The sequence below is a fragment of the Synechococcus sp. H55.10 genome (genome assembly GCF_047502715.1).
Classification (GTDB): domain Bacteria; phylum Cyanobacteriota; class Cyanobacteriia; order Thermostichales; family Thermostichaceae; genus Thermostichus.
Map to the genome: position 1 here is coordinate 1 of NZ_JANSJJ010000155.1, position 17251 is coordinate 17251.

Consider the following 17251-nt stretch of genomic DNA (forward strand, 5'->3'; position numbering starts at 1 on the left):
ATGTCTGTTCTGCCTGTGGGTTTGCGATACCGCGGGACAGGGGAACGGTGATGGTTTTCTACAACGTTGCTACTAATCAGCAACCGGGGCTGGGAACCCGCCTCGTGAGTCTTGGATGCTTCAGCTCTACTTCAGAGACCCGGTACACGGGATCCATGAAGCAACTGGGGCAGAGGAAGAGACAAAAATCTCGCCGTAAAGCGGATGGGGAAACCCCACCCGCCTGCGCGGTGGGGTAGTTCATTCAAAACACCAGCTCAACTTCTGCTAAGGCAGCTTCCGGCCCCACCAGGGCAATGGCCGGGTTGGTCAGATAGGTTTTCGCAGCTTGATGGAGCTGCTCTGGGGTGAGCTGCCTGACCTCTTGCAAGTACTGCTGGTCGAACTCCATGCCCAAGCCCAAAATCTCGTACCAGCCGGCCAGTTGCGCCACTTGGGCATTGGTTTGTTTGCTGAGGGCGTATTGGCCCAATAGCTTGCGCTGGGCCATTTCTATCTCTTCTGGGGGGAGCGGATTGGCCTGCAGACGGTGGATTTCTGCCTGCAGGCGCTCCAGGGCTACCTGGGTGTTCTCCGCCGCAGTGCCCATATAAACCCCAAAAGGAGCGGGATCCCGACGGGTGGCAAAAAAAGCCGAGACCTCATAGGCCAGGCCGCAGCGCTCCCGCAGCTCCACAAACAGGCGGCTGGACAGACCGCTGCCCAGGTAGGTGGCCAGCAATTTCAGGGCTGGATAATCCGCAGAAGCCGCAGGGGATCCGCGAAAGCCGATCAAGAGGGTCGTCTGCTGGGTGGGCTGGGGCAGCTTCAGCAGTTGCGGCTCCCTCAGAGGGGGTAGGGGAAGATCCAGGTCTTTTGGAGAGGGGCCGGGAACAACCCAGTCTCCCAAAGCAGCTTCCACTTGGGCAGCCATCTGCTCCGGCGGCTCTGGGCCGATCACCACCATCACCATTCCATCGGGACGACAGTGGGCCGCATGATAGGCTACCAAATCCTCGCGGGTCAGGGATCCCACCGTCTCCAGCCGTCCCAGCCCCGGTAGGGCGTAGGGGTGATCCCCGTAGAGGGCTTGCCGCACCCGATCAAAAGCCAAGCTGAAGGGCCGTTCCTGTTGGGCGCGAATGGCCTGCAGCATCAAATCCCGCTCCCGCGCCACCTCCGCCTCGGGAAAGCTGGGATCCCGCAGGAGCTCCGCCAGCAACCCCAGCAGCTCAGGAAAATCCGCAGCCACACAGCGCAGGCTGACCTCGAAACAGTCGGCAGAGCTGTCCACCCCCAGCGAGGCTCCCAGCGATTCCACCCAAGCGGCAATGGCCTGAGAGTTGTGCCGATGTGTCCCTTTGGTGAGGACAGCCGCCGTCAAGTGGCTCACCCCCGCCTGCTGCGGTCGCTCTGACCGGCTGCCGCCGCGGAAAAAGCAGTGGGCCGCCAAGATCTCCACCGTTGGGTTCTGGCCCAGCAACAGCGTGAGGCCATTGGCCAAAAGGACGCGCTGTAGACGGCCACGTTGGGTGGCAAACAGGGTAGCGTTCATGCAGGCAAGGGATCCCCGTCCAAAATCCGAAAATCAAGGGTCTGGGGCGTCGAGGTAGCGCTCAACGACAAGCCAGTTGCAGCTCCGAGACTGCCGCCGGATCCAGAGCAGTTGGCTTGAGAAGGGTGACCACATGAGCTTCCGGAGACAAGTATTGCTGGGCCAGTTCCCGGAGCTGAGCCGGGGTAAAAGATTGCAACAACTCCAGGTACTCTTGAATGCGTTGCACCCCACTCAGCGTCTCGTAGTAGCCATAGATACTCGCCAGTTGACTGGGAGACTCGGCGGAGAACAAGAACTCATGGGTGAGCATACGTCGGGTGCGATCCAACTCCGCTTGGCCGATGCCATCCTGCTGTAACTTTTCAATCTCGTGCAGGATGGTCGCCTCCACCCGCGCCACATCCTCCGGCTCCAGTTGGGCACTGATACAAAAAAGCCCTCCCTCCTTCAGCACCAGCGAAGAACAGCCAATGGCCCTCACCCAGCCCCGCTGTTCCCGCAGCAGATGAACCAGCCGCGAAGTACGGCCATCTCCCAGCACAGAAGCCAACATCTCCAAGCCGCAGGCCTCTTGCCAATCGTCAATGCCGACGGTGGGCCAGGCCAATTTCAGGCGGGCTTGCTCCAAGCGGACATGGGTGCTCTCCCGGCGCAGGATCCCTTGGGGACGAGGCTGCGGCGGAATGGGGGGGCTGACCGCTGCCGGCCCGGCGGCAGAGCCACCAAACTGCTCCTCCACCAAAGCCAGCGCCTTTTCAGGTTCGAGGCCACCCGTCACCACCACCGTCATGGATTCAGGCCGATACCAGCCGCGGTGGTAGGCGCGCAGCAGCTCAGGGGTCAGTTGCATCAGGCTTTCTGGCGTGCCCAACACCGGTCGTCCATAAGGGTGCTCCCCGTAGGCGGTCTCCATCAGAAGCTGATAGGCGGTGTAGTCGGGGTTGTCGGCGGCGCGGCGAATTTCCTCCAGGACCACCTGCCGCTCCCGCTCAAACTCCTGCTCCGGGATCCCGGCCCGCAAAACCACCTCTGCCAGGTAAGGCAAGGTATCGGCCAGGTCGGCAGCGGCCACCGTAATGTAGTAGTGGGTGTAGTCTTGGCTGGTGGCCGCATTGGTAACTCCCCCCCGTCCTTCAACGGCCCAGTCCAACTCACCGGGGGCCAAACGCTCGCTGCCCTTAAACACCATGTGTTCCAGAAAATGGGAGATGCCCAGGCACTCCGGCAGCTCATGGCGTGCACCTGCCCGTACCCAGACATCAACAGTAACAGAATCGGCAATCGGGATGGGATGAAGGATGACGCCTAGCCCATTGCTCAGTCGGTGGGTGTAGGCGGGCAAAAGACGAGGAGCGCGATTCAAAATTCTTAACTAATAGAGAACACTCTTAATTATAGAGGGAAAAGGTCGCCGCGAAATAGCATTTGAGACTACTTTTCTTGGCATTTAAGGCTCGTTGTGCAGATCTGGGGATCCCTGCCAAGAGAGACTGGGGGATCCCTCGCCGGCCAGATTGTCCTCCACCTGAAATCCAGGGGGCCACTCTTGGCTGTCTCGCACCCGTTGCACCACCTCTTGGGGCAGCAGAACCCCCAACTGCCGGGCAGCCATGGCCACCACATCGCCCCGATCGATCAAGCCGGCAATGGCACCGCTGGGCGTGAAGACCAAAATGCGGCGCGGTTCTGCCTGGCGCATCATCTGAATCACCTGGGGGATGGGGGTCTCCTCTCGTACCCCCTGCAGTTGCTCCATCGGCTTGAGAATGGCCTTGAGGGTGAGGCGATCCCACTGGCTGCGCTCGATGTCGTTGAGCAGTTCTGGCCTGACCAACCCGCGGTAGCGGCCGTCTTCCTCGGCGAAATAAATCTCTGCTGGCTGAGCTGGGGCTTCCGGCTTGAGGGAAGAGGGCACCAGGTAGCGATCCACAAACTCCCGCAGGCTCATGTTGGCATCCAACACCCGAAACTGGCGGGTCATCACATCGGCAGCCTTCAGGCGGGCCAACACCTGCTGGAGCTGGGCATACTGGCTGTAGCGGCGGGCGGTGTTCAAAATAAACAGTCCGATCAGTCCCAGCCAGAGGCCATTCAGGCTGCCAGCAAAGACCGCCAACAACCCTAGCCCCAACAGGCCAAAGCCGACAAATTGTCCGGCCCGAGCCGCCCAGATCATGCCCTGTTGGCGATCCCCTGTCCAACCCCAGATGGCCGCCTTGAGCATTTGCCCTCCATCCAGAGGCAGTCCCGGCAGCAGATTAAACAGGGCAATCGTCAAGTTGATGGCAGCCAAGTTGGTGAGGGTTGAGGCCAGCATCGACTCCGGCACAGCCCAAGCCCGGGCCAGGCTGAAGATGAGGAACAGGCCCAGGCTGAGGAGGGGACCTGCCACCGCCACGCAAAAAGCGCCGAGGGGACGGGGGACTTCCCGCTCAATCGCTGCCATGCCCCCAAAAATAAACAGGGTAATGGAGTTAACCCTCACTCCGTAGGCGCGGGCCACCAGGCTGTGGGCCAGCTCATGGGCCAGCAAGGAGAGAAACAGCCCCAGCGCCGTCACCACGCCGTAGGAGAGCACCAGCAACAGAGCCGCCGGAAACCAGGTGTAGTCGATGAAAAAGGGGATCCCCCACAAGCTACCGATGCGCAGGCGACTGGTCATGGCATCCAACTCCTTCTACAGTTTGCGCCCAGGCGGGCGACTTTTCGAGAGAGCAAGCGACCCTCTTCCCCGGGATCCCTCTTCATCCACTGTAGCCCCTCTGCCTGGCCTTCCGTTCCCTCCGGCAGACACCTCGGGAGAGATAACCGGGCCGGCTCTATCCCTAGGGGATCTTTGGGAGCTCTTGCCAGCACAACACTACCTGCAACACCAGGCTCCTGAAGATTGTGATAACGTGGTTGGGCATCGGGTCGGCGGGGTTGCAAACCGACGCTCAAAGGAGCTTTAGCAGGGGAGCCTTGCAGGAGGGGTGTGGCTATGGTTCAGAGCAAAGAAGTACATTCTCCGGAAATTCAGGGACTTGGTCTCGCCGAGGCGACGGGATCCCTGGGCGAGTTCCCAGCAACAGCTCCGACGGCCGCTCCAGTGTTCTACCGCACCTACAGTCGGCGGCGCCCGGATGGCAGCCGCGAGACTTGGAGCGACGTCTGCGATCGCACCCTGACCGACATTGCCCGCTTGGGGCGTTTTACTCCCCAGGAGCGGGAGCTGGTGGAACGTCTGCAGCGGCAGTTGAAGGCGTTGATCTCGGGCCGGGCCCTGTGGGTGATGGGCACCGACTGGATCCAGAAGCCGGAAAACTACTCTGGCGCCTACAACTGCACCAGCACCACCGTGGTGGACTGGCGCTCTTTTGGCCTGATGATGGATCTGGCCATGATGGGCTGCGGCACGGGGGCGGTGCTGGAGCCCCAGTTCATCAACCGCTTGCCCCCCATCCTCAACCGCCTGCAGGTCCAGGTGGTGGGATCCCTCGGCGCCACCCCCCGAGAGCAGCGGCAGGAGCACACCCGCATCCAGCGGCAGGGATCCCGGGTGCACATCCAGGTGGGGGATAGCCGGCGGGGCTGGGTGGAGTCCTACCAGGCGCTGCTGGAGCTGGCGGCGGATCCCAGCTTGGGCGGCGAGGTTCAGGTGACGGTGGACTTGAGCGATGTCCGCCCTGCCGGCGAGCGGCTACAGGGGTTTGGGGGTGTGGCCAACCCCATCAAGCTGCCCGGCCTCTACGAGCGCTGTGCCGCCATCCTCAACAAAGCGGTGGGCAGACAACTGAACTCGGTGGAGTGCTGCCTGCTCATCGACGAGGCGGCGGTGACGATTGTGGCGGGGAACATTCGGCGGTGCTTACCTGAAAACGCCTTGGTGCACACCTCACAAGGTCTGGTGCCCATCAAGGATGTGCAGGTAGGCGATTGGGTTCAGACCCCTCTTGGGTTTCGTCGGGTGGTCAACAAGTTTGACCAAGGGATCCAAGAAGTTTACGAAATAGAGACCAATGCCCTTCCTTTCTTTTCAACTTTGAACCACCGCCATGCGGTTTTGGCAGACGCTCGGGGGAACATCGCATGGAAAAGTACCCACGAGTTAGTCGAGGGGGATCGTCTGCTGCACGACACCCAAGTTCTCCCCGGCACCATTACCCACCTCCCTGAGGACTTTACGGCACCTCGTCCAAGACAAAGCCCCACCGCAAAGCCCCTGCACATCCCGCCTCTGACGCCAGAGGTGGCCTGGCTCATTGGGTTTACCCAGGGGGATGGGTATGTTGCGCTGGGGCGCGATCTCCACGGCAAGCCCTACGGTCACCTGGAGTGGAGTGCCAATACCCTGGATCCCGAGCTGCTTTCCCGTCTCCAAGCTAAGCTGGAGCAGGCGCTAGCCGCCTTCGGGCTGACAGCTACCTGCAGCTATGGGCCAGGGGAGAACAGGGCAAAGTTTGTGTGTTCCTGCATCCCGCTGGCGGAGTATTTCGAGCGGCACATCAAGAAACCAAAGCAACCCCCGCAAGTTCCCGACTTTATCCTACGCGGCACCGTTGAGGTACGGTCAGCTTACCTGGCAGGCCTTATCGACAGCGATGGGTCAACCCGTAGTCATCCCCCCCAATTGCTGACAACTGTCCACCGCTCCTTTGCCCTGCAAGTGGGGGCTGTGCTCTCCAGTCTGGGTATTGCAGGCCGACTCAAAATCCTCCCCCCCCAGCAGGAGAACTGGCAGGTTCAATACAGCCTTACCCTACCGGCATTCAAGGATCGGTACAACGCCTTGGTGGCTCCCTACTCAGCTAAAGGGAAGTTGCCCCAAGGGCTGGAGACGCATGGCTTTACGATTCCGGGCTCCCTGCTGCAGGAAGTATACAGCTACACTGAGATGCGCGGCATGGGCTGCCAAGGAGCTCGGTCGGTCGAAGCCAACTATGAACGATACTTGGCTGAGTCGGGGTTGGATTTGGATATCCCCGTTACAGTTAAGGGCCTAGGCAGCCATGACTGGGTACGAACCTACGACATTGAAGTCGAAGAGGCCCATTGCTTTTACTGCAATGGCTATCTCACCCACAACAGCGCGGGCATGCGCCAATTTGCCGCCGACGACGAGCTGGGATCCAGCGCCAAGGACAACCTCTGGCAGCAGGACGAGCAGGGCAACTGGAGAATTGACCCGGAGCGGGATGCCCTGCGCATGGCCAACCACACGCGCGTGTTCCACCGCAAGCCAACGCGAGAAGAGTGCATTGCGGCGGTGCGCAAGCAGTTTTACTCCGGCGAGGGAGCCATCCAGTGGGCGGGGGAAGCTGTGGCGCGGGCCAATGTCGACCTGCTCGCCACTCCAGAATTGAAACAGACCTTCCTCAACATCTATGCTTCCCAAGGCCCAGAGGAAGCTCGACGCTGGCTAAAACACCACTGGCCAACCCTGCCCGAGGCTGAACTGGAGCACCGGCTGCGGCGGTATGGGTTAAACCCTTGCGGCGAGATCATTGGATGCGACTTCCACTGCAACCTGGCTGAGATCCACCTCAACCGGCTGGATCCCCACAACCGCCAGGAACAAGAGGAGGCCTTCACAGCCGGGGCCCTGACGGCGGCGGCGCTATTGCACCATCGCTTTGTCGAGCCCCGCTTCCAGCGCTCGCGGGAGTGGGATCCCATCGTCGGCGTCTCGTTTACCGGTCTGTTTGACTTTTGCGTCAAAGCCTTTGGGGTAGACTGGCTGCGCTGGTGGCAAGAAGGGAGGCCGGATACGCCCCTGGGGCGGGAGTTCAAGCAGCAGGAGCAGGAATACCTCAGCTTTTGGAAGGAAGTTGTCCACCGCGTGGTCTGGGACTACTGCGACCGCCACGGGTTGCGCCGTCCCAACCGCTGCACCACTGTTCAGCCCGCTGGCACCAAGTCCCTGCTCACCAACGCCTCGCCCGGCTGGCACCCGCCCAAGGCCCAGCGCTACATCCGCCGCATCACCTTTGCCAAAAACGACCCCGTGGCCCTCGCCTGTCTGGACTATGGCTACTCGGTAGTGCCCGCCCAGGCGGACAAGGACGAAAACGGCAACCTGCTCAACGACCCCTTTGATCCCCGCTGTACCGAGTGGCTGGTGGAACTGCCGGTGGAGGTGGAGTGGGCCAACTTGCCCGGCGCCGAGGAGATTGAGATTGAGCGCTTCTCCGCCCTGGCCCAGTTTGACTTTTACATGCAGGTGCAAAAGTACTACACCACCCACAACACCTCAGCTACCCTTGAGCTGCGCGAGGACGAGATCGAAGCGCTGGGATCCCGCATTTACGAGGCCATCCGCGACGACGAGGGCTACATCAGCGCAGCGCTGTTGGCCCGCTTCGACGCCCCCTTCCCCCGCCTGCCCTTCGAGAAAATCGACAAGGCCACCTACGAGCGGCTGGTGGCCGAGGTCAACACGAGACGAAGGACAGACGACTTCTTCGCGGCCCTGGCCCGCCATGACCACCACCTCGCCCTGGCAGCAGAGGGGCCGGCAGGGTGTGATGCTTTGGGGTGTCTGTTGCCAGATACGGACTCCGCCCCGCTATCCCCAACGGCGCCTCAGAGCTAGGCCCCAATAAGGAGTGGGTAGCTCTTTGCAACACAGCAGAGTAGCTTGGTAGCCCCGTACTAAGGACTCCGTCCCGCTAGCGCGAGTAGTGCGGGGCGGAAAAGCCTTCGATGCTCACCAATGATGCGAGTCGTTAATATAGCTTTGGATCGCCACTCAGCACCAATGGACTACGGCTGTCAACAGGTTCTGATTCAGGACAGGAAGCTAGTAGCCCTACTGGAGTACCTCTGCCAGCAGTCTAACAAGGTCTACAACTGTGCTCTGTACTATGCTCGCCAAGTCTATTTCAAGACCAAGCGACTGGTAAGCTACGCTCAGCTCTGCAGAGAGATGGTGAGAACCAAGAACAAGCACTTTGCGGCGATGTACGCTTCCTCTGCACAGCAAACTTGCAAGTCAGTAGCAGAAGCACTAACTAGCTTTAAGTCGCTTTTGCAAGCGCAGCCGAACGCAAAGCCCAGGTTGCCGCACTACCGTAAGGCTGGACTGTTCCCTGTAGCCTACCCGAAGCAATGGCTGAAATTCCAAGAAGGGCAGGTCAGAGTGCCTCTCGGCAAACAAGTCAAGGCGTGGTTTGGCCTAGACGCTTTCTGGGTGCAGTTCCCTACCCATTTGCGGTGGGAAGACCTCAAGGAACTCAGAATCCTACCCCGACATGGGGTGTTCTACCTAGAGTGGGTGTATGCCAAACCTTCTCAACCACAGCCCCTTGACCCAACAAAAGCGTTGGCAATTGACCACGGAGTTGACAACTGGCTTGCCTGCGTCAGCAATCTAGGGCACAGCTTCATCATCGACGGGCGCAAGGTTAAATCTTTTAACCAGTGGTACAACAAAGAGGTGGCCAGGCTCAGAACTAATAAACCACAAGGCTTTTGGTCTCGCCGCCTCAGTTGTCTCACTGAGAAAAGAAATCGTAGGATGCGGGATGCCGTCAACAAAGCCGCTCGCCTGGTTGTCAACTCCTGTCTGGAGCACTCTATTGGGAAAGTTATCTTTGGCTGGAACAAAGGGCAAAAGCAAGCGTGCAACCTAGGCAAGGTTAACAACCAGAGCTTTGTCTTCATTCCCACCGAGCGGTTGAAGAGGCGCATAGAGGAGCTATGTCAGCAATACGGCATTGAGTTTATCGAGGTTGATGAGGCGTACAGTTCCCAGGCCAGCTTCTTGGATGGGGATGAGCTGCCTAACTATGGTGAAAAACCCGACGGGTGGCAAGCATCTGGGAAGCGAGTAAAGCGGGGACTGTACCAAACGGCAACGGGATGGTTGGTCAATGCGGATGCTAATGCTGCGGCCAACCTGCTGAAAAAAGTAAGCAGAACCTTGGGGCTCTGTCTCAAGGAACTGTCTAGGGGCGTCTTGACAACGCCTTTGCGAGTCCGTCTGTGGACTGCGTAAGAATCCCCCGACTTTAGTCGGTGGGAGTGTCAAGACCGGGCTTCCTCCTGTGATACTTTTGTAGGGACTTATTCAGCCCTTCGGGGATCCCTTCTGCCCTTGGAATTGGCCCCATGCAAGACGCAAAAGACACGCTCCGCCAGCAGCTTCTCACCCTGCAAAGCGAGGCTCTTGCCCAAGTGGAACAAGCCGCCGATCTGGAGGCTCTGGAGCAGCTCCGCATCGACTACCTGGGCAAAAAGGGCAAGCTCTCCAAGATCTTGGGAGGAATGGGGAAGCTGCCCCCAGAAGAACGGCCTGCGATTGGCGCTTTGGCCAACACCTTCAAAGAGTCTCTCCAATCCAGCCTGGAGCAGCGCAAGCAGGCCCTTGGCGAAGCTCAACTGCTGCAGCGCCTAGAAGCAGAGCGGCTGGATGTCACCATGCCGGGGCCGCGTCGGCCTCTGGGGCGGATCCACCCTTTGCAGGCCACCATCGACCGCATGCTGGATATTTTTGTGGGGATGGGCTACACGGTGGTGCACGGCCCGGAGATCGAGACGGAGTACTACAACTTCGAGGCCCTCAACACCCCTGCCGACCACCCGGCGCGGGACATGCAGGATACCCTCTACCTAGAAAAGGGCTATCTGATGCGCACCCAAACCTCTTCGGTGCAGGTGCGCTACATGGAGCAGCACCAGCCGCCGCTGCGCATTGTCCATGCCGGGCGAGTGATGCGCCGCGATACCGTCGATGCCACCCACTCTGCCGTATTTCACCAGATGGAAATTTTGGCGGTGGGCGAGAACCTCACCTTTTGCGACCTGAAGGGTACCCTCAAGGAGTTCGTCACTCGCCTGTTGGGCCAGCGAGAAACCCGCTTTCGCCCCAGCTATTTTCCCTTCACCGAGCCTTCCGCCGAGATGGACGTGCGCTTTGGCTCCAAGTGGCTGGAGATTTTCGGCTGTGGCATGGTGGATCCCAATGTGTTTCAGGCGGTGGGCTATGACCCGGAGCGCTACACCGGGTTTGCGGCAGGGATCGGCATCGAGCGAATGGCCATGCTCCTACACGGCATTCAAGATATCCGGCTGTTCTACAGCAGCGACCTGCGCTTTCTGTCCCAGTTTTAGGTTTTATCGTCATTTCAAGGCTTCGTTTGCGCCAGCGACGCGGGGCGCTATTCTCGACTCCCCTCTCCCTCAGGGAGAGGGGCTGGGGGTGAGGGGAGTGGCGAGGGACGCGTGGGAAGTGTCTTAATCTAGTTTGAAGTGGCCATAAGCGGCTGTCTGGGGGAACGTAACCCTTGCCCTAAGGTCATGCCAGACTCTCAGAAGGAGCCCCGCTAGGAAAAGGTTTGCTTATAGATCAACTGCAGTTGTTCTAGCTCGTCTTGACGAGCGGCGCGGCGCAGCAGGCGCATTTGCTCTTCGATGAGTTGGCGAGCCTCGTTACGGCTAATCGGATCAAAGACCAGCTCCTCCACGGCAGCAGGATCCCCGTTGTTATCCGGCGGCTTGAAGTAAACCCGAAAAAAGAGCCTTTGAGCATAAAGGGTGGTGAAGATGGCCTGACTTTCGTCAACCCGACACAGGCTGTAGAGCAAACCAAATGTGGGGTGATTCAGATACAACTCATTCATGCCCAATAGCGTATCACTCTTGGTGGAGAAGAGGGGCTTTCCTTCTCGTTCGGTGGCGGAGAAAGTCTCCGAAGCGATTTTGCTCCGGCTCTTAAGACCGAGAGCTGAAATTATAGGTTCCACCCAGCTTGATTTTGGTTTGGCTGTTGCAACTGGATTCGAGGTTAACAAAGTTTTTCTGGGCACAGGTCGGGCTGCTATCGCCGCTTCTGTTCCCCCACCTTTTTCTTCATGTCATCCAATTCCTTATCTACCGCTAGCCGCATCTCCAGCCGACGAAATTCTTCCTCCAATTTATCCTCCTCAAACAGCTTTTCCCAGGGGCTAACCCGCTCGGCGGCAGTTTTGGCTTGTGCGGCTTTGACTTCTTGTAGCTTGGTTTGTACCTCTTGGCGGCGCTGGGCAATTTGCGGCAGTAGAGCTTCCAGTTGCCGGATTTTCTCCTCTAGGGACTTCCCTTGGTTGAACAACCGGCTCCCTTGCTGCAGCAGTTCGGCTTCGCGTCGGCGTGCCCCTTCGGCCAGATCGGGGCGGTTGGCTCGCTCGGCTTTTTCGATGCGAAAGTGCCAGGTCTTGATCTCCTCGCCCAGCTTGGCGAGAGCTTCGCTGAGGGCCTGCTTCTGAGCGCGGCTTTCCTGCAACAGCCGTCGAGTTTCTTCTTCCTGCTGGCGCAACTGCTCGTCGAGGGCTTGCAACTCGATCTCGGGGTGAGCCCTGAGAAACTCCTCCAGACGGGTTTCCAAAAATCGGATGATATCTTCGATGAATTTCATGGGCCGATCCTGCCGAGCGCTCAGTTGCGTTTAGGCTAGCGCAAGCCGGCTCGTTCCCGATAGGCCCCCGTTGGATCCCGGCCTAGGCCAGCAAATGCCCATCGGCAACTCGGATGATGCGCTGGGCGACCTGGGCCACTTTCAGGTCATGGGTAACCACGACAAGGGTAATGCCCTGGCGGTGGAGCTCGGCAAAAAGGTTGAGCACTTCCTGACCGGTGTGGCTGTCCAGGGCTCCTGTGGGCTCGTCAGCCAACAACAGTTGCGGTCGGTTGACGACGGCCCGGGCAATGGCCACCCGCTGCTGCTGGCCCCCGGAGAGCTGGGCTGGGCGCTGGTGCAGTTTGCTCCCCAAGCCCACTTGTTCTAAAGCTTGCTTGGCCCGCCGGCGTTGTTCTGGCTCCGGGATCCCGGCATAGGCCAAGGGGAGCATGACGTTTTCCAGTGCTGTCAGAACAGGCAGCAGATGAAACTGCTGGAAGACAAAGCCGATCTTTTGGTTGCGAATCCGGGCCAGCTCCCGATCCGTCAGGGTAGAGACTTCCACGCCGTCCAGCCAGTAGCGCCCTGAGCTGGGCCGATCCAAACAGCCCATGAGGTTCATCAGGGTGGACTTGCCGGAGCCCGAGGGCCCCATGATGGCGCAATACTCTCTCGGCCAGATCGTTAGGTTGATGTCGTAGAGGGCCTGAAAGCGGCCTTCCGGCAGCGAGTAGACCTTGTTCACCCCAGCCATCTGCACCACGGGCGGGCGGGGTGGGATCAAGGCGTCGGCTGATCGCTCCAGGGATCCGACTGGCCGCTGACGGCGAGCTGCCCAGGGTTGTTGCTCAGGCATGGTGGCTACCGCGACTTGTCCCATTCTAGCCTTTGGGCTGCTGGGGCTTCGGGGCTTGTTGGAAGCTAACCGGAAGAGCGGATTTCCAGCGGCTGATGGTAAGGACAGCTTCCTTGCGGATCCACCCGGAGGCGGTAGAGGGGAGAGCGCTCTTGGTCGCAGCGAAAGGCTTGGGCTTGTGAGGTCAAGATCTGGCGGGCAAAGCGGCAGTTCTGGCACTTTCTGCCACCGTTATGGGTGGAGGCAGAAGTCTGTTTTGGACGCGACATGATTCCTGCTGGGGCGGGGGCAGCCTCTGCCGGACGGATCAGCTCCCGTGGAGCAAGGCCGCGCAGCACCAGTTCGGATCCCTGCCAGCGGGCTTCCACCAGGCCGGTATCGGCCCAGGCGGCCCAGCGGGGATCCTGGGCGATCTGGGGCGGCAGACGCACCTGCACTCCGGCCAAGGCGCGGGGCGGGCCCTGTTCCTGCCAAATTTCTTCCACCTCCCCCTCGTAGCGCACCGCGGGATCCCTGACCTCGGCAGGAGCATCCGGGGGCTGGATCGGGGTTTGCAGGCGCCCGTCGGCCAGCTCTAGCCAATGGCCAGACTGGGGGCAGTGGACATGGTAGCGATTGCACAGCTCTGGCAGATCCGCCAGATCCTGCGCTTGCTGGGGGCTGGCGTGCACCAAAACCAGATGTTGGGGGCGAAAGGTGTGGATGATCTGGGTGAGATGCCCGACATCGTTGTGGCTGTGCCAGGTCATCCATTCCACCGCCAGGCGGGAGCGCAGCGGTGCCGGCCAACGCTCAAACGGGGTGGCCAGCTCCACTTCCGGCAGCCGCAGCAGCAGACAGGAGCGCTGCGGTTGGGCCAACAACCTCGACCAAATGGGATCCCAGGCCTTGGGATCAGCATCGGCATCGCACAGCAGCAGGCCTTGGGGCAGAGGATCCGCCTCCGTGAGGGGCTGCACCTGTGGCTGTAGGCGGTCTTCCCAAAACAAGGGCTGGTAGGTGGCGAAGTTGCGCACCGGCTCCGGCAGGTAGGGGAGCAAGCGTTCGTAGAGCTCGCAGCCTGCCGCCAAACCCGGCGCCACCCACACCTTCAGTGCTTGGGGAGATTGGGTAAAGCGGTGGTGGGCCTTGAGGAGAAAGATCAGCTCCTGCCCCAGCCCCAACACCGGCAGCGGCAACAGCACCGTTTGCCCCGCTTCCAGGGCGCTGAGCAACCGCTCCACCAGGCGATTTTCCAGATGACGACGGGGCGGATGGCGGGTGGATCCCAGCGAGGCTTCGATGAGCAGCACGTCCGGCTGCCAGTGGCGCAAAGCGGCGAGATCCAGGCCGGGGGCAAAGCGAGTTGAGGCCAGGGAACAGTCGCCGGTGTACACGCAGGTTTGGGCTGGAGTGGTCTGGGTATTTTGCAGCAGGGTTGCCGCCGCCCCTGGCAGGTGCCCGGCCGCAAAGAAAGTGAGCATCAGGTGGGGCAAGATCTCCCGCGCCCGGCCAAAGGGCAGCGCCCGAAAAGGGGGAAAGCGAATATCCCGGTCGTAGCCTGGCCAAACACCGCGCTCCCACAACCCGCCGGCCAAATGAGCCGTCACCGGGGTGGCGTAGAGGGGCACCTGCGGGTAGCGACGATGAAAGGCGGGCAGCCCCTGCAGATGGTCAAAGTGAGCGTGGCTGCAGATCACCGCGTCCGGGATCCCTGGCAGGGCCTTGAAGAGGGAGGAAGCAGGCAAACCGCAATCGAGGAGCAAGCGGTGGGATCCCATCTCCAGCCAGTAGGCACAGCCTTGCTGCCGGGGATCTGTGCCCAGGGGAAACAGTCGAAGGGGGGGTCTTTCTGACTCCACAGGTGTGCCGTTCTTAAACCCAGAAAACTGCGTTCAATTCTGCAAACATCAGGGGCAACTTGGCCAGGGATCCCGCCTCTCCACCGGTACGCCTCCCCGGAGAGTTGGGGGCAACCTGTGCCGAGTCAATCGTTGTATGTTTCTCACAGCATAGCGTTTGCCCACCAGCCGCTGCGGCAGCCTGCAATTCCATCTCTGCAGCAGCCAATGGATGTTGGCTGGGCAGCTTAGGGGTTGGCGCTCTCTTCCGTCGCCGCACTGCTGCTGGACAGGGCAAAGCCGGCAAAATCGTGATCGTCGGGGCGCACTGTCAGGATCATCAGGTTGTAGAAGGCCCAAACCAAGCCAAAGATCAGCTCCGGCCAGCTCGGATCCCAGTTGCCGGCAAAGCGCAGGGATCCCACCCCCATCGCCAGCAAGGTCAGCACAATAGCCAGCGCCTGCGGGCCGAGGGAAAGCTGGGACGGCTGTTCAGGATAGGGGATCCCGCCTCGCAAGCTCTGCACCAGCGCCTGGATAGACTGGAAGAACTGGCTGCCCGTCTGCCGTTCTGACCGCCACGCGGCCCCCCACAGCGAGGGGGGGAAGGCCAGCAGCCAGGTGATCCGCCCCAGCAGGGCATAGGGCAAAAACCAGGCGAAAAAGACCCTGTCAAAGGCCGGCACCGGCATCCAGCCCGTGCAGAGAAAGAGGATCGGCACCGCCAAATAGGCCAGCTCTGCCACGCCGCCAGCAGCCCAGAGGGCCAGCCACAGGTACTGGAAGCGCTGCTGCTGCGTGGTGGCCTTGCCCCAGAAGGGGTTTTCCCGCAAGGCCGAAAAAATCGCCAGCAAAGCCACGCGACGGTTGCGCAAGGGCAACAAAACGCCGGTGACCTGGGCCTGGCAAGCCAGGTGGGACTGCCAGCCGCGGCAGTGCATCTGACACCCCAACTGCACAGGGCGGCGAATGTCAATTTGCGGGATCCCCTCCAGGGCTGCCCGCCGAATGAGACAGCCGGATCCCAACAGGGGCGCCGTCTGGTAGCCCTGGGATCCCACCGCCAAAAGCTGCTGTAGGGGGTGGACGGCCTGGGGCCGGCCCAGGGTGCGCAGCATCGCCTGCACAAAGCCGGTGGCATTGGCGATGGGAGCCCGCTCTGGCGAGTCGTAAAACAGGGGCAACGTCTGCCACAAAAAATCCGGCTCGACAAAATGGCCCGGCTGCAACAGGAGCAGATACTCCCCTTGGATCTGGCCGCATCCCAGCATGTAAGCCAGGGGATCCAGGGTTGGCCTGGGGCAAGGCCAGTACTCGCAGGGGATGGCCCGCGCCACCTTGGCCATCTCCGCATCTTCCACCCGATCCACAACATGGACAAACAGCCGCTCCCAGGGGTAATCCAGGCGCAGGGCCGAGAGCACCGTCTGCCGGGTCGCTTCCACAGAATCCCGCTGGCGCATCACCAGCACATCCACCCGCGGCAGTTGAAAAAACGCCCGCCGCAGCACCTCCGGCGTCGGCACTCCCTTTCGCGGCACCTGGGGATAGCGGCTGAGGATAAAGCCCACCGCCGCCAGCCAAACGTACAACTCGGCCCCCCAAAACACAAGGGATCCCACACCGGTCAGCCCGGCTGTGATGCGCCAGTAGAGGTATGCCACCCCGGCAATGAGGTGGAGCAACCCCACGCCACGAAACAAGTACACCCGCACAGCCCCAGATCTCACAGGCGCTCCACACAGAATTGGGCATTGGGCCAAGCTGGGATCCCTCTGTTGGCTTGGGGGGGATGGGACAAATGGGCTGTCCTGGCCAGAACGGGAAAAAAGGCCACCTATTGGGCAGCCGTCTCAGCCGGGTAAACGCTCACCTTCTGCCGCCGTTTGCCGTAGCGCTCAAAGGTGACAATGCCGGTGGCTACCGCAAACAAAGTGTCATCGCCGCCGATGCGCACGTTCACCCCTGGGTGAAACTTGGTACCCCGCTGTCTCACCAGGATGTAGCCGGGATGCACCAGCTCGCCGCCAAAGCACTTCACCCCCAGCCGCTTGGCATTGGAGTCGCGGCCGTTGCGGGTGCTGCCGGTTCCTTTCTTGTGAGCCATAATGCCTCCTGTGCAAGTGTGTCGTCGCCGAAGATAAGTTGGGATCCTACAGTTTAGGGCCTATTCCTCCGCCTCGGGGATCCCGGCTGCAGCAATTGCCATCTCAGAAGTGGATGGCGAGGCAGCCTGAGCGGCGGCCAGTGGCGCCCCGTTGAGTTCGATGGACTCGATCAGCACACGGGTGAGCGGCTGCCGATGGCCTCTTTTCTTGCGGGTCTTTTTCTTCGGCCGCATCTTGTAGACGATGATTTTGTTGCCGCGGCGGTGCTGCAGAACCCGCGCCCTGACCACGGCCTCGGCAATATAGGGACGGCCTAGGGTCACCTGTCCCTCATGGTTAATCAACAACACCTGGGACAGGGTCAAAGGGCTGTTCTCTTCTGTGCCGGGCAGGCGATCGATGTCGTAAAAGCGCCCCGGCTCTACCCAAAGCTGCTTGCCACTGGTTTCCACAATCGCGTAGGTCATGCCTTTTCCTTGCCGTACAGGTGCCCCTGCGGGTCTTGAAACCTGATCCGAGCATTGACAGCGATTTTTAATGCTAGCGGAAAAACCTGCCCTCTGTCAGCTGGGGCTA

At 60.6% G+C, this 17251-nt stretch carries 13 protein-coding genes; 3 read left to right on the top strand and 10 right to left on the bottom strand.

All coding sequences use genetic code 11. From position 1 onward, the window contains the following. Positions 1-244: 244 nt before the first annotated feature. The 3 genes from NW858_RS09600 to NW858_RS09610 form a co-directional block, all read right to left on the bottom strand. Complete coding sequence (locus NW858_RS09600) at positions 245-1534, bottom strand: M16 family metallopeptidase (protein ID WP_414337136.1); 1290 nt, start codon at positions 1532-1534, stop codon at positions 245-247. 61 nt (positions 1535-1595) lie between these two features. Further along, complete coding sequence (locus NW858_RS09605; protein ID WP_414509468.1) at positions 1596-2900, bottom strand: M16 family metallopeptidase; 1305 nt, start codon at positions 2898-2900, stop codon at positions 1596-1598. A gap of 84 nt (positions 2901-2984) precedes the next feature. Next, positions 2985-4199 (bottom strand): site-2 protease family protein, encoded by a 1215-nt coding sequence (locus NW858_RS09610; RefSeq protein WP_414335773.1) that lies wholly within the window; start codon positions 4197-4199, stop codon positions 2985-2987. A gap of 318 nt (positions 4200-4517) precedes the next feature. On the opposite strand from NW858_RS09610, the gene nrdJ reads away from it, so the two are divergent. The 3 genes from nrdJ to pheS all read left to right on the top strand — a co-directional run bounded on the left by nrdJ (position 4518) and on the right by pheS (position 10627). Continuing rightward, positions 4518-8108 carry a ribonucleoside-triphosphate reductase, adenosylcobalamin-dependent gene (nrdJ, locus tag NW858_RS09615; RefSeq protein WP_414520385.1) on the top strand — a complete coding sequence of 1197 codons (3591 nt, stop codon included), beginning with the start codon at positions 4518-4520 and terminating at the stop codon, positions 8106-8108. 165 nt (positions 8109-8273) lie between these two features. Then, positions 8274-9512: an RNA-guided endonuclease InsQ/TnpB family protein gene (locus NW858_RS09620; protein WP_414520386.1), complete on the top strand. Its 1239-nt coding sequence runs from the start codon at positions 8274-8276 to the stop codon at positions 9510-9512. 113 nt (positions 9513-9625) lie between these two features. After that, positions 9626-10627: a phenylalanine--tRNA ligase subunit alpha gene (gene pheS / locus NW858_RS09625; protein WP_414335728.1), complete on the top strand. Its 1002-nt coding sequence runs from the start codon at positions 9626-9628 to the stop codon at positions 10625-10627. Between the two features lie 212 nt (positions 10628-10839). Here pheS and NW858_RS09630 read toward each other — a convergent pair whose 3' ends face one another. The 7 genes from NW858_RS09630 to rplU form a co-directional block, all read right to left on the bottom strand. Beyond that, the gene (locus NW858_RS09630; protein WP_414335729.1) at positions 10840-11136 is read right to left on the bottom strand and encodes a PipX family protein; all 297 of its coding nucleotides are present in this window, start codon (positions 11134-11136) and stop codon (positions 10840-10842) included. 197 nt (positions 11137-11333) lie between these two features. Beyond that, positions 11334-11909: a TIGR04376 family protein gene (locus NW858_RS09635; RefSeq protein WP_414520387.1), complete on the bottom strand. Its 576-nt coding sequence runs from the start codon at positions 11907-11909 to the stop codon at positions 11334-11336. An 82-nt stretch (positions 11910-11991) separates the two neighbouring features. Then, on the bottom strand, positions 11992-12747 hold the full coding sequence (locus NW858_RS09640) for an ABC transporter ATP-binding protein (protein WP_414520388.1): 756 nt from the start codon (positions 12745-12747) through the stop codon (positions 11992-11994). A 65-nt stretch (positions 12748-12812) separates the two neighbouring features. Further along, complete coding sequence (locus NW858_RS09645; RefSeq protein ID WP_414335734.1) at positions 12813-14588, bottom strand: MBL fold metallo-hydrolase; 1776 nt, start codon at positions 14586-14588, stop codon at positions 12813-12815. A 227-nt stretch (positions 14589-14815) separates the two neighbouring features. Then, on the bottom strand, positions 14816-16297 hold the full coding sequence (locus NW858_RS09650) for a cellulose synthase (protein ID WP_414368246.1): 1482 nt from the start codon (positions 16295-16297) through the stop codon (positions 14816-14818). A 107-nt stretch (positions 16298-16404) separates the two neighbouring features. After that, positions 16405-16674 carry a 50S ribosomal protein L27 gene (gene rpmA / locus NW858_RS09655; protein ID WP_414368248.1) on the bottom strand — a complete coding sequence of 90 codons (270 nt, stop codon included), beginning with the start codon at positions 16672-16674 and terminating at the stop codon, positions 16405-16407. A gap of 60 nt (positions 16675-16734) precedes the next feature. Further along, a complete protein-coding gene (rplU, locus tag NW858_RS09660) occupies positions 16735-17142 on the bottom strand; it encodes a 50S ribosomal protein L21 (protein WP_414335739.1) in 408 nt (135 codons plus the stop codon). Positions 17143-17251: the final 109 nt, after the last annotated feature.

Excerpts from the sequence above, each read along its gene's own strand:
- NW858_RS09600 (WP_414337136.1), bottom strand. The coding sequence starts at position 1,534 with ATGAACGCTACCCTGTTTGCCACCCAACGTGGCCGTCTACAGCGCGTC.
- NW858_RS09610 (WP_414335773.1), bottom strand. The coding sequence starts at position 4,199 with ATGACCAGTCGCCTGCGCATCGGTAGCTTGTGGGGGATCCCCTTTTTC.
- nrdJ (WP_414520385.1), top strand. The coding sequence starts at position 4,518 with ATGGTTCAGAGCAAAGAAGTACATTCTCCGGAAATTCAGGGACTTGGT.
- NW858_RS09620 (WP_414520386.1), top strand. The coding sequence starts at position 8,274 with ATGGACTACGGCTGTCAACAGGTTCTGATTCAGGACAGGAAGCTAGTA.
- pheS (WP_414335728.1), top strand. The coding sequence starts at position 9,626 with ATGCAAGACGCAAAAGACACGCTCCGCCAGCAGCTTCTCACCCTGCAA.
- NW858_RS09630 (WP_414335729.1), bottom strand. The coding sequence starts at position 11,136 with ATGAATGAGTTGTATCTGAATCACCCCACATTTGGTTTGCTCTACAGC.
- NW858_RS09635 (WP_414520387.1), bottom strand. The coding sequence starts at position 11,909 with ATGAAATTCATCGAAGATATCATCCGATTTTTGGAAACCCGTCTGGAG.
- NW858_RS09640 (WP_414520388.1), bottom strand. The coding sequence starts at position 12,747 with ATGCCTGAGCAACAACCCTGGGCAGCTCGCCGTCAGCGGCCAGTCGGA.
- rpmA (WP_414368248.1), bottom strand. The coding sequence starts at position 16,674 with ATGGCTCACAAGAAAGGAACCGGCAGCACCCGCAACGGCCGCGACTCC.
- rplU (WP_414335739.1), bottom strand. The coding sequence starts at position 17,142 with ATGACCTACGCGATTGTGGAAACCAGTGGCAAGCAGCTTTGGGTAGAG.